Raw genomic sequence first — 11,800 nt, 5'->3', positions numbered from 1 at the left:
TCCTTTCTAGTAAAAAAGCTTTGCTATAACCATGCGCAACATCACACATAGCCTTACGGAAAGACACTATGCTCTTTAAAAGATTACGCTCGGGAGGAAAAATCCTCGTCGATCATCTCGTTTATGGGTTAGGTCTTGGAATCCTGACCATCCTGCGACTACTTCCTCGCTCATCTTTACGACTTTTTGGGAAGGGCGTGGGGACGATAATCTTTTATATCATATCTGACTTTAGAAAAACTGCCCTCACGAATTTAGCTCTTGCATTCCCGGAAAAAAGCTTTGCTGAACGATATCGAATAGCCTTGCAGTCTGTTCAACAAGTGATTATTACGTTTGTAGAGCTTGCAACTGTAGACAAATTCTCGAAACATATTGATGACATTATTACCATTGCCACCTCAGAAGACTCTCCTGAAGGGTTCTTCCCAGAAGAAGTTTCCTCTAAACAAGAACTTGAGCATTTGTTCGCTCATTTAGATCAACAAAAAGGCGCTATTTTATTCTGTGGACATCAAGCAAACTGGGAGCTTCCATTCCTTTATATTACTAAGAGATATCCTGGTTTAGCTTTTGCCAAACCGGTAAAAAATTCTCGACTTAATAAAAAAATCATTTCCTTAAGAGAATCTTTTCAAGGAAGGATCGTGCCTCCTCAAAATGCCATAAACCAAGCATTGAGAGCTCTTCATAAAGGAGAAGTTGTAGGAATTGTTGGAGATCAAGTCTTATTATCTTCGCAATATTCCTATCCTTTATTCGGTTCTCAGGCATTTACTACAACCTCTCCTGCATTATTAGCTTACAAAACTAAAAAGCCTGTTATTGCTGTCGTTATTTACCGACAACCCAACGGAAACTACCTTGTAGTCCCTAGCAAGGCTTTTTACGCTAATCAAGAACTTTCCATACGAGAATCTACAGAACAATTAATGGACCAATTAATGCGATTTCTCGAAAAAGGAATTGCTTGTAAACCGGAGCAGTGGTTGTGGCTACATAAACGCTGGAAACGAAAACTTCGCCATAAATTTAAACGTTGTTATGCGTTTAGTCATATTTTGGTTATCGTGAAAGGAGATGCGCTAAACTCTTTGCAAAAATTTTTAACAGAATTTGCAGAATTCTATGCAAATGCTTCTCTTTCCTTAGCGATTATAGGGGCGCTTGATAGCATTCCCGAAGGTTCCCTTTCTCCCTATTCTTTACAATTTTTATCTTCGGAAGAAGAGCTTTTGGTTAAGCCCAACTTTTTCCCTGCTGTTCTAGACTTATTTGGGCTATCTAGAAGGACTCGTCGTCATTATAAAAAAACGGGATCTAGAAAAATCTTTTCAAAAAACAGGCTAAAAGCATCCCTATCACAAGAAGAATTGTTAACACAGAGTCTTCGCAAGTTACTACGAAAAGCCTAAATTTTAGAGAAAATTCAGCACGCTCCCTAACCACCAGAGGCAAGCTACTCCTAAAACGAGGACTCCCGCCCAGCCTAAATTGAACCAACTTCGAATGGCCTTCTCTGGAGAGTTTCTTCCTCCCATAGATTCTAAATCAAGAAGCATGTCCATATTTTGGTCTGAAAATTCCTGAAAAATCTTTAGCACATAGGGATGCTCTTTGAGTAATCTTTCCCCATCTAACCCTAAAAAAGCTGCATATTTTTTCATAAAGCCTTGAGCATAAACAGGAGAAATCAACTTGCCTAAGTGCCCAGCTTCTATAGCTTCCAATGCAGACAGACGAATCGATGTTGCAGCTTCAACATCTTTTAACGAAAGGGCTCTCTCCTCTCTTTGTGAGCGGAAAACCTCTCCTAGATGCAACAACTCTTTGTGGATATGTTCGCTCATGTAGTTCCCCTTGTTCGCTCAGGCTCCGCCATTGAAATGAGTGGACCTCTCTTCATTTTTCTCTTTTACAGTATCAAAGTTTATTAGACTTTTTCTCAAGCGTTACACTTAAGGTTTTGTTCTTCCTAGAAAAATTTTTCGGTCATAAAGCTTTGAGGATGATAGAATGTGGAGAAAAATCCTTATTTGCGGGTTCCTTCTTGAAAAAGAAATTTTTGTAGGAAAATTATGTCATCCCCTTTCGTTTCTCAACTTTCTCCTTCTTTGTTCGCCCTTCTCCGGGACAAGTTAGAGAAAAAAGGATTTCACATTTCGATTCCTCCCCACACCGTTTTCCAGGGAAGATCGCCATCAGTAAGCTGCACCGTATACCAATCTGGGAAGATTGTCGTACAAGGAAAGGGCACTCAAGAATTTGTAGAATTTTTTCTTGAGCCAGAAATTTTATGCTCCTTTTCTATACCAAATACACAGCAAGATTTGCGTCCCCGTATTGGCGTAGATGAATCTGGAAAAGGAGATTTTTTTGGTCCTTTGTGCACAGCAGGAGTATATGCTCCTTCCACTAAAGCTATAGAAGCGCTCTACCAAACCACCATTTGCGACTCTAAGCTCATCTCAGACGACAAAATCCCTTTTTTAGCTAAGAAAATTCGTTCTCTTTGTACCTGCAAAGTCCTCACTCTATTTCCAGAAAAATATAATGCCCTATACACCAGTTTTCAGAACCTAAATGCTCTTCTTGCTTGGACGCATGCTGCTATTATTGATGATTTAGCTCCTACACCACCAGGAGAGGTCTTTGCTATCTCCGACCAATTTGCTTCTTCTGAGAAAGTCCTTCTACACGCCGTTCGAAAAAAACGTGCTGATATTGAACTTGTTCAGCGCCATCGCGCAGAACAAGACATCGTCGTGGCTGCTGCTTCGATCTTAGCTCGAGAAGCCTTTCTTACTTCTATACAAACACTAGAATCTCGCTATCAAGTCCGCCTTCTTAAAGGAGCTTCTGGGAAGGTCAAACAGCAAGCAAAAGAGATTCTCCGCACAAAAGGTCGCGATATCTTAGCAAAACTCTGTAAAACACATTTTAAAACCTTTTCTGAAGTGCTTGATTCCACTTCTTAACAAGCCTCTGAGTTTCTAAAAATGGAAGTTTGCAGAACCTCCAAAAAAGAGCGAGGACCCAAATTTATAAACCTTTTCATCTTCATTATGAGGGTTTGCTAGCGAGATATCATTTCCTATAGAATATCCACCAAATACCTTGAGAGTTTGTCCTGGCCAAAAAATAAGCTTAATATTTCCTTCTATTTCTCTTCCCGAATATTCGAAAATTCCTTCGGAAGTGGCTAAAGAATTTTTAGGAAATTTTTTACGAAATCGTGTTAAGCGATACGCTACTCCTAGATCACAAACAGAGGTGCACTGATACTCCGCAGAAAAGTTCACAGGATAGATACAATTTACAGTCAGATTAGCTTCTGGCTTGTAAGAGAAGCCCAGTAAAGGCCACGCTTGTGTATCATGTAAGCCGACCTCATTAATCACTCCCATTACAACAGAAAAAACTTCTGAAGCATGATACTTGGAAGACAAAATAACCTGATATAATCCTGATCCGATCTCAACATTTTCTGGATCTAGCATTCCCGAGAAAAGGACAGACCACTGCCAATTAGCAAGGGCCATTGTATAGGCTCCTGCTGACAAAGTAACATACTGATAAAAAGACTTATCCTGAAAAGCAAAATACCCTAAAGCATGCGGATCTGAAGTTTGTAGCTCTTTAGAGCTTTCCCAGAGAAGTTCCGCTCCCAAATAGCGCGCGGATAGAAGAAATCCCGACATATCGGTAACCGGAAGTGTAGCAAACAACATAGTGTCTGCTTGTCGATATCCTAAAGACTGATTCGGTAAGGTTTTAAAATCTGCCTTTTCGATTTGCAGAAACTGGCTTTCAAGAGAAAAAGCTTTTAAAGGAGGATTTCTGTACTCATCTCGATCCTTTCCACAAGCGTCTCCTACAATATAAATGGGCGTAGATAACACATGCCCCAAAAGAGTCATCGTGTGAAAAAAAACTTTAAGCATAAGACTCCATCATATAATCAGCGCGAGAATCCCTGATATAGGGATTCGATTCTTGTATCAAAGAAACATTTTGGATCGGGCGGATCATACTGCTCAATAAAATTTTTATCAAATTGCATGTACAACTCTTGAGCTATAGTAAGGATTTTACTAACAAATTGTTTGGAAAAACATTTTAGCTAGTAACTCCTAGATGAAACAGATTAACTATAAATAAAATAGATACAATTTATCGATTTTTTGTCAGAATATCTCTCGGATATAAACTTTTATGCCCGTAACGCGGGCTTTATGGTACATCAAACATAGTTGGAAACATGTCCTCCACAGCAGCACCTGTAACAGGCCCGGATCGTTTTTTAAATTTAGTGTTCCCTGAAAGGGTTTTCGCTGCCTATATGAGCCCTTTAGCTCAGAAACACCCCAAAGCAGCGCTGTCTATAGCTTCTTTAGCAGGTTTTATTCTTGGGTTACTTAAACTCATTACCTTTCCGGTTCTTTGCGCGACAGGCCTATTTATTTTCCCCATCAAGGGCCTAATTTCTTGTTTATTCCGTAAAAGCTTTGATACGTGCTCTGGGTATATTCTGGCTACTTTTCTTTCTCTTTTCTCTTTAGCGTTAATCATTGTAGGCATTGTCAGTTGCGTCACTTGGGCTCCCGGGTTTATCTTCCCCATGATCTCTATCAGTATGGCTCTAGCCACTACGGAGACATGTTTTCAAATTTACACCCACCTTTTCCCCGCTCTGGAACACAAGCCCGCCCCCTCCCTTAAAATCGAAGTCGCCGCAGCAAAGCTCTCTCGTTCTTCATCTGCTCCTGATCTTAATTGTCCTTCTCTGTTCACGAAACCCGTTTCCTCTAAGCAATCTTCCGCCTATAAAAAATGTTAACGAGTGTTTTTAGTTAAAATCTTAACCTATTATTAAAAACAATTTCCCTGCAAACACTTCCATTATTTTATAATAGATCTGGTACTCAGCGTTTTTTGTTTTTTGGGTAAATTATGGGCTCAGTAACACCAACACCACCTCAGCAGCCATTCCAAGCAAAAGGACTTTTATCAAGATTCCTAACAGCCCCTGATCGCCATCCTAAACTACGCTATGTTTATGATATTTCTATAATTGCTATCAGCATCCTCTGTATCGTCAGCATTATTCTTTGGACTCAAGGATCTGGGCTCGCCTTGTTTGCACTCGCTCCTGCTTTAGCTATCGGAGCCTTAGGAGTAACACTTCTGGTTTCCGATCTTGCAGAATCTCAAAAGAGTAAGGAGATTGCGGACACTGTAGCCGCTATCTCCCTCCCCTTCATCCTAACAGGGACTGCCGCAGGACTCATGTTCTCTGCTGTCGCAGTAGGAGGTGGAGCTTTGATCTTAGCCAATCCGATGTTCTTGATGGGCTCCATGACTTTAGGATTTGCGCTAATGTCTTTACACAAAGTCACCTATAATTATTTGAGCAACCGCGAGCAGTGGCAAAAACAGAATAAAATTAAACAAATTGAGCTAGCAGCTTGGGAGAATCAGCTTCCTAAAGAAGAAGAGGTGAGCTCCTCACAAGAAGGCCTTCGCAACGCCCATGGTAGAAAGAAAAACTTGCATAGACGCGGAGCTATCAGAAGAAAGGTTCTTGTTCCTACGACGTTAATTGCAACGACAAAAGAGTCCTCTCAGTCCCAAGAATCCCTCCATTCCAAGCCTTATACAGAAAGCAAATCCAGCTCACCCACACCCTCCTCACGTATTCAAGAAAAACACTCTGAAGCAGCTCCTCTCTCTGTCACAACATCGGAAAGCACAGACTCTTCGGATGCTTCTTCTAATAGCGTCTACTTTTCCGCCTTGTCAGATGTTAGCGATGCTAGAACCGTTGCTCTCGGCGACGTCTCGGGAACAACAAGCCCCACCTCGTTAAAAACCCCTTCTTCTTCTAAAATAGAACGACGTGTTGTGCGCCTCACTCGCAGCCAGAGAGATGCTCGTCATCAACGCAATAATCAAGAACAGAAAGAACAAAATCAAGAAGACTCCTCGGACGAAGGGGCAACAAGCTCCTCATCTTCTTCTAAAAGAAAAAAAAGAAAGCATTGATAGACACAAAAAGAACGCTGCGGGAATACACTCTTTACGACAGATAAAAAAAGCCTTTCCATAGCTATGGAAAGGCCTTTTCTTTATCCACCAAAAACGACGGTTTATTGCTCTCGTATCGCTGCTAGCAACAACTCGTTCACTCGTTTAGGAGGCGCTTTCCCTTCCGTTCGCTTCATAATTTGTCCAACTAAAAAGCCCAAAGCTTTCGCTTTTCCATTTTTGTAGTCTTCTACGGATGCGGTATTTTGAGCCACGACTTCTTTCACAATCGCTCGCAAAGCATTGTCATCTGTCATTGGTAATAATGAAGGGTGTCTTCGCAGAATATCTTCTGGACTTTCTCCAAACGAAGAAACCATCCTATCCGCGATTTCTTTGGCAATTTTTCCTGTAATCACTCCACGGTCTATGAGATTCACCAACTGAGCAACCCATTCTGGAAGAATTCCCGTAAAGGGCAGAGTCTTTCCAGTAGCTTTGCAACGCCCAGCAAATTCCACGGTAATCCAGTTAGAAAGGGCTCGATAATTCTTACAAGACATTGTTGCCGTTTCAAAGAAATGGGCCGTATGTCGGTCACTTACAAGAATCATTGCCAGATCTTCCGCTATATCGAAATCGGTAATATAGCGCATATACTTGCTATGAGGCAATTCTGGTAATGTCTGACGAACCTCGTCAATATAAGATTCTGTAAGTTGCAAAACAGGAAGATCTGGCTCCACAAAATACATATAATCTTCTGCGCGTTCTTTAAGACGCATCAACACAGTCTTTTTCTTCTCTGGATCCCAGCGATAAGTCGCCGCAGGAACAACCTTTTTAGGATCTTCGTTAGGATGACTAAGATATTCTTCAATCTGACGACGCTTCTCCGCCTCCAGTGCTTGCGCCATAAAGGTAAAAGAGTTCATATTTTTGATCTCTACCTTATTTCTAAGCTCCTTACTTCCCCGAGGACGAACAGAAATATTCACATCGAAACGGATAGAGCCCTCTTCCATATTACAGTCAGAAATTCCTATATAGCTCAGAATAGAGACTAAGGCGTTCGCATAGGCTACCGCATCTTCTGCACTAAACATACAAGGCTTGGAGACGATTTCAATTAAAGGCACCCCTGCTCGGTTGTAGTCTACTCCAGCAAACTCCCCAAAATGTTTAAGCATTCCGGCATCATCTTCTAGATGCGTCTGAGCAAGTTCAAAAGTTTTCTCTTCACCTTCAACTATAGCACGTATACATCCTCCTCTTACAATTGGATGTTCGTACTGGGTGATTTGAAAATTTCTTGGGCTGTCGGGATAAAAATAAGACTTTCTATCGAATCGACTGAACAGAGCAACGTCTCCCTCAACAGCGCACCCAAATAAAACAGCTTTACGCACGGCATCTTTATTCAAAACCGGTAAAGCTCCTGGCATCCCCGTGCATACGGTAGAAATATTCGTATTAGGCTCATCCCCAAAGTGATTGCGTGCAGGACTAAACAATTTTGATGCAGTATTCAGTTCAACGTGAACTTCCAGACCGATCACAGACTCCCACTCAGTATGTGCTATACCCATATTTACTCTATTCCTCCGTCAAAAAGTCCATTCACAGCTTTAGGATACAATTGTTTGATTTGTGAGTGCTCCTGGAAACTGTACCCTACTTGGCAAATTTGCTGGTCTGCCCCTCTTTTCCCGATAAATTGCACTCCCAAAGGAAGCCCTTCTTTCGAAAGTCCCGAAGGAACTGATATAGCTGGTAAATAGGCCAGGTTCACTGCTACAGTATAAATATCTTGTAGATACAGAGAAACAGGATCAAGAACATCTGAGTCCTTAATAGCGGGGGAAACACATACCGGCATGGCAATCACATCGCACTGCTCAAAAGCTGCTTGAAAGGCCTCTATTAAAGTAGCTCGGACAGCTGTTCCTTTTTTGTAAAAAATATTTTGTCTTTCTGCAGAAAGCACATAATTCCCCAACAGAATTCTCCGAATGACTTCCTTTCCAAAACCTTCCTTGCGAGAGCGTGCATACATCTCTTGCATATTGTCGGCTTGTGCACAACGATGTCCATACCGAACTCCATCAAAGCGTGCCAAATTTGTAGCAGCTTCTGCAGAAGCAATAATATAATACACAGGAACCGCATGTTGCAAAACACTTAGGTCTACATCAATAATCCGACTACCTTGCCGCTCCATCACAGAAAGAGCTTCAAAAAAGTTCTCTTTGCAGTCCTCTTGAAGACCATCTAAAAATCCTCTGGGAATTCCAATTAACTTCGGCACCTCTAAGGATAGAGCTTGAGAAAAGGTCCCTCGGAAAAAATCTCGCGTCGTTGCATCTTTAATGTCACGTCCAGCAAAAGCATCCATGGCTAAAGCGACATCTTCGACCACGGTCGTCAATGGCCCAATTTGATCCAAAGAAGAGCCGAAGGCAACCAATCCATAACGAGAAACCGCTCCATATGAAGGTTTGAACCCAACTACTCCACAAAAAGATGCTGGCTGACGAATCGATCCCCCCGTATCGGATCCCAAAGCTATTGGACAGAACCTTGCCGAGACCGCGGCCGCAGATCCTCCAGAAGATCCGCCAGGGACACGCTCCAGATCCCAAGGATTGTTGGTATTCTGAAAAGCGGAATACCGAGTCGTGGATCCCATGGCGAACTCATCCATATTCAGTTTACCAAGCAGAATCCCATCTTCCATCTCGATACGTCTCACTACCGTAGCATCGAAGGGAGCTACGAAGTTCTCCAACATTTTCGAAGCACAGGTGGTTTTCACCCCTGTTATATGAATATTATCTTTTACCCCAATAGGGATACCGGCAAGCATTCCTACAGGATCTCCCTTTGCAAGTTTATCATCTATACGAGACGCTCTGAGCAAAGCGCGCTCCTTACAGAGAGAGAGAAATGCCCCTATCTGCTCATCATGATTTTCTATACGGTGATAGAAATACTCCGTTACTGCTGTAGCTGAAATCTCTCTATTCACTACAGCATCTCTTAATTCTAAAGCACTTTTACGATACATAGCGATTCCACCTATTTGATAACTGTAGGAACTTTGACTAATCCTCCCAGAGACACGGGAACATTTGCTAAAAACTCTTCTTGAGTAAAATCTGAAGTTACCATGTCTTCCCTAAGATCCTCGGGTCCAACGAAATGATGCACCGTAGCTTCAAGAATAATATCCGTGATATCTATAGCAATAACCTCCTGCATCAAGGCAATGACATCGTTCATAGATGAGACGAATTCTTCCACGTGGACATCATCCAACTCTACTGCAGCATTCTTTGCTAAAGAAATAATTTCTTCTTTGTTTACATATGACTGTGTCATCTTTCATCCTAAACATGGTCAATCACGATCTTATACAGAATAAAATCCTTCGTACTTTTTTACACTAAAAACGCTCTCACTGAAGCGTCTTTTGCTACAGCAAAAGACGCCCTTAATAGGAAGAACAAAAAAAGACTTTATTAAATTGTAAAAAAGATTAAAAGTCGGAATTAAGTATACATCTACGTTGGAGAAACGTCATGCTTTGTAAAGTTTGTAGAGGATTATCCTCTCTTATTGTTGTTCTCGGAGCCATCAATACCGGAGTTTTAGGAGTAACAGGTTATAAAGTCAACATTGCGACTCGCCTACTTGGTGAAGGCACCCTGTTAACACAAGCTGCCTACGTAATGACGGGAATCGCAGGAGTTATAGTTTTTCTAAGCTTTTTTAAAAATTGCTGTAAAAAGCGCCATGGTGACTGCTGCTCCTCCAAAGGGGGATGCCACCACCACTCAGATCACAGAGAATAAAAATTTTTAACCTTGAAGAATGCGTTCTTCTTTGAGCAAAAAAAAAGTTCACCATGGGATTAACCATGGTGAACTTGGGGTTTTGACTAACGAACCTATTTACGACGACCTTTACCTTCAGTATCAGAAGAGTCATCGATGTCTCTATTCCATCGCCTCATAAGCTCGAAGAAAGTCTGCGTGCCATTGCTAAGCATCTCTCGCAGACAAGATTCTACTTGCTCGGAAGTTGGAATCCGGTCTTGGGGCTGAGTAACAACGAAATTATACATTCCCGCCACAAAGCTGGCATAAACAGCCTCTCGAAATCCTAGTGTTGTATCCAAGTTTTCTAGCTCATATCTAGTAGGCATTTTAGGTGGTTCTGGGAATATACTTCTCGGATGATCATAATCTGAAGAACGCGGCACATCATAATCCGAAGATCTAGGAACCTGGTAATGCTGAGTTTGTATAGCTAATTTCCTCCGATCATCGATATCCAAATCCATCGATTCATAAGCAGGTAGCATGCTTTCATAGATTGCTTCGGCCCCTTCTCCTTCAATATCAGGCACCCCTTTTCTCCACTGGTCTACACAGGGAATATTGTAACGGCCGTCTTCGCCTCGCTCTATGCCCACCTCATCAGCAAATCTAGCTAACTCTTCGGCTAAAGCTAATCCTTCTGGAGATAAATCCTCGATAACTTCGTATTCACCCGTTTTTCCGTTGCAGCAACGGAAGCATCTGCGAACCGCTTCTCCTGCAGCAGCTAAGCCTCGAGATACAGCACCAGCGAGCCTACTTACATGCTCTCCAAATCCCCCGAAAGAAAGCTCCACGCTTCGACACTCATTTACAAAACGCTGAAAAGTTTGTTGCGCACTAGAAGAGGATCTAGTGGGTCCGTCGACTTCCGTTTGTGATGGAGCATCTTTTGTCCATCCCGATTCTTCTATCTCACTACGAGCGGCATCATAAGCTTCTTGTAACGCTCTAAATTGTGTTTCAAGATCCTCCAACTCTGACATAGATTGCTTCAAAACAACGTGAGCCCGAAGTCCTGTTTGAATCTCTCGAGACAACACGACATCCGAGAGATGCTGCATATCTAACCAAAACCCTGTATCGACTTCATTAAGACGGTCTAACCCAGGACCATCATAGAATTTAGAATTTCCAACAACGTACTCTCCAAAACCTTCGCTTTTATAATTCGGAGTCTTACGCCCTAAAGGATCTTGCAGAAATTTTTTCGCAGCATCCTTGTCTTTTAGATCTTTGGCTCTTTGCTTCCATTTATTCGCTACGTCTGCGCAAGCCTTGCGTCTCTCAGGATCAATTAAATTTCGTTTCTCCAAAGCCGCTGCATACTCTGTCATGTAAGCAGCCATATCTTCGGCCTCTCTAGAATCAAGAGTTGCAAAAACCCCATCAATCTTGGGGGTGCCGCGCAAAACCTTATATTTCCAGAAATCTGTGAACATAAGGCGTAATCCCCTGAGAGCCGAAGGAGAATAGCCTTTTGTATTAGAACGCGATGCACTACTAGGTTTTTTAGGGAAGATCGAGCCTACAGTATTGCGAACCGCTCGCCCAACTTTGTTTGCTAGTCCTCCTAGACCTTTCTGCAACCAGCTTAACACGCTGCGCGAACGAGGAGCTTTCTCTCCTTTGCTTACCCCTTTGCTCACCCCTTCGCTTACTTCTTTGCCTATCGAAGCGCTAATATCTACCACCGAATATGGGGTTTCCACGTTTTGACTATTGCGCGGAGTAGCATATCCCTTATGCGGAGTAGCATATAAAGACTCCGCTTGCGCGTTGACCTTATCTGTTGTTGAATTTTTGCTTTTCTTATCACCTGAATCACCTCCATCATAAGGAGAGGGAGGGAGGTTGCTGCCAGAACCATTTACATTTGAGATGCCGCCCAT

Annotated in this window: 11 protein-coding genes; 5 read left to right on the top strand and 6 right to left on the bottom strand. The window is 42.2% G+C overall.

What is annotated here, in order from left to right:
- Positions 1–68: 68 nt before the first annotated feature.
- Positions 69–1,415, top strand: coding sequence for an LpxL/LpxP family acyltransferase (locus B6E89_RS00055; protein ID WP_080132802.1), 1,347 nt, complete (start codon positions 69–71; stop codon positions 1,413–1,415).
- A gap of 3 nt (positions 1,416–1,418) precedes the next feature.
- Here B6E89_RS00055 and B6E89_RS00050 read toward each other — a convergent pair whose 3' ends face one another.
- Complete coding sequence (locus B6E89_RS00050) at positions 1,419–1,850, bottom strand: helix-turn-helix domain-containing protein (RefSeq protein ID WP_035405441.1); 432 nt, start codon at positions 1,848–1,850, stop codon at positions 1,419–1,421.
- A 228-nt stretch (positions 1,851–2,078) separates the two neighbouring features.
- Here B6E89_RS00050 and rnhC point away from each other — a divergent pair, with 228 nt between their 5' ends.
- Positions 2,079–2,978, top strand: coding sequence for a ribonuclease HIII (rnhC, locus tag B6E89_RS00045; protein ID WP_080122844.1), 900 nt, complete (start codon positions 2,079–2,081; stop codon positions 2,976–2,978).
- 15 nt (positions 2,979–2,993) lie between these two features.
- Here rnhC and B6E89_RS00040 read toward each other — a convergent pair whose 3' ends face one another.
- Positions 2,994–3,944 carry a hypothetical protein gene (locus B6E89_RS00040; protein WP_080124175.1) on the bottom strand — a complete coding sequence of 317 codons (951 nt, stop codon included), beginning with the start codon at positions 3,942–3,944 and terminating at the stop codon, positions 2,994–2,996.
- A 317-nt stretch (positions 3,945–4,261) separates the two neighbouring features.
- Here B6E89_RS00040 and B6E89_RS00035 point away from each other — a divergent pair, with 317 nt between their 5' ends.
- Together B6E89_RS00035 and B6E89_RS00030 are read left to right on the top strand one after the other, a co-directional pair.
- Positions 4,262–4,840: a DUF5422 family protein gene (locus B6E89_RS00035; RefSeq protein ID WP_080132801.1), complete on the top strand. Its 579-nt coding sequence runs from the start codon at positions 4,262–4,264 to the stop codon at positions 4,838–4,840.
- Positions 4,841–4,953: 113 nt separating this feature from the next.
- Positions 4,954–6,045: an IncV family inclusion membrane protein gene (locus B6E89_RS00030; RefSeq protein WP_080132800.1), complete on the top strand. Its 1,092-nt coding sequence runs from the start codon at positions 4,954–4,956 to the stop codon at positions 6,043–6,045.
- A gap of 104 nt (positions 6,046–6,149) precedes the next feature.
- Here B6E89_RS00030 and gatB read toward each other — a convergent pair whose 3' ends face one another.
- From gatB to gatC, 3 genes are read right to left on the bottom strand one after another with little or no spacing between them, the layout of a single operon-like run.
- Positions 6,150–7,616: an Asp-tRNA(Asn)/Glu-tRNA(Gln) amidotransferase subunit GatB gene (gene gatB, locus B6E89_RS00025; RefSeq protein WP_035405426.1), complete on the bottom strand. Its 1,467-nt coding sequence runs from the start codon at positions 7,614–7,616 to the stop codon at positions 6,150–6,152.
- A gap of 2 nt (positions 7,617–7,618) precedes the next feature.
- A complete protein-coding gene (gatA, locus tag B6E89_RS00020) occupies positions 7,619–9,094 on the bottom strand; it encodes an Asp-tRNA(Asn)/Glu-tRNA(Gln) amidotransferase subunit GatA (RefSeq protein ID WP_080132799.1) in 1,476 nt (491 codons plus the stop codon).
- Positions 9,095–9,105: 11 nt separating this feature from the next.
- The gene (gene gatC, locus B6E89_RS00015) at positions 9,106–9,408 is read right to left on the bottom strand and encodes an Asp-tRNA(Asn)/Glu-tRNA(Gln) amidotransferase subunit GatC (RefSeq protein WP_035405420.1); all 303 of its coding nucleotides are present in this window, start codon (positions 9,406–9,408) and stop codon (positions 9,106–9,108) included.
- Positions 9,409–9,608: 200 nt separating this feature from the next.
- Here gatC and B6E89_RS00010 point away from each other — a divergent pair, with 200 nt between their 5' ends.
- Complete coding sequence (locus B6E89_RS00010; RefSeq protein ID WP_080121043.1) at positions 9,609–9,881, top strand: DUF378 domain-containing protein; 273 nt, start codon at positions 9,609–9,611, stop codon at positions 9,879–9,881.
- Between the two features lie 95 nt (positions 9,882–9,976).
- Here the strand turns inward: B6E89_RS00010 and B6E89_RS00005 are convergent, their stop codons facing one another.
- Positions 9,977–11,800: a type III secretion system early effector TepP gene (locus B6E89_RS00005; RefSeq protein WP_080132798.1), complete on the bottom strand. Its 1,824-nt coding sequence runs from the start codon at positions 11,798–11,800 to the stop codon at positions 9,977–9,979.

The organism is Chlamydia suis, assembly GCF_900169085.1.
Lineage (GTDB): Bacteria > Chlamydiota > Chlamydiia > Chlamydiales > Chlamydiaceae > Chlamydia > Chlamydia suis.
This window is presented reverse-complemented; position numbering and strand designations above follow the sequence as displayed.

Bases quoted from the DNA above. Each gene is read 5' to 3' on its own strand.
- rnhC (WP_080122844.1), top strand. From the start codon at position 2,079: ATGTCATCCCCTTTCGTTTCTCAACTTTCTCCTTCTTTGTTCGCCCTT.
- B6E89_RS00005 (WP_080132798.1), bottom strand. From the start codon at position 11,800: ATGGGCGGCATCTCAAATGTAAATGGTTCTGGCAGCAACCTCCCTCCC.
- B6E89_RS00030 (WP_080132800.1), top strand. From the start codon at position 4,954: ATGGGCTCAGTAACACCAACACCACCTCAGCAGCCATTCCAAGCAAAA.
- B6E89_RS00055 (WP_080132802.1), top strand. From the start codon at position 69: ATGCTCTTTAAAAGATTACGCTCGGGAGGAAAAATCCTCGTCGATCAT.
- B6E89_RS00010 (WP_080121043.1), top strand. From the start codon at position 9,609: ATGCTTTGTAAAGTTTGTAGAGGATTATCCTCTCTTATTGTTGTTCTC.
- gatC (WP_035405420.1), bottom strand. From the start codon at position 9,408: ATGACACAGTCATATGTAAACAAAGAAGAAATTATTTCTTTAGCAAAG.
- B6E89_RS00040 (WP_080124175.1), bottom strand. From the start codon at position 3,944: ATGCTTAAAGTTTTTTTTCACACGATGACTCTTTTGGGGCATGTGTTA.
- gatB (WP_035405426.1), bottom strand. From the start codon at position 7,616: ATGGGTATAGCACATACTGAGTGGGAGTCTGTGATCGGTCTGGAAGTT.
- B6E89_RS00035 (WP_080132801.1), top strand. From the start codon at position 4,262: ATGTCCTCCACAGCAGCACCTGTAACAGGCCCGGATCGTTTTTTAAAT.
- B6E89_RS00050 (WP_035405441.1), bottom strand. From the start codon at position 1,850: ATGAGCGAACATATCCACAAAGAGTTGTTGCATCTAGGAGAGGTTTTC.
- gatA (WP_080132799.1), bottom strand. From the start codon at position 9,094: ATGTATCGTAAAAGTGCTTTAGAATTAAGAGATGCTGTAGTGAATAGA.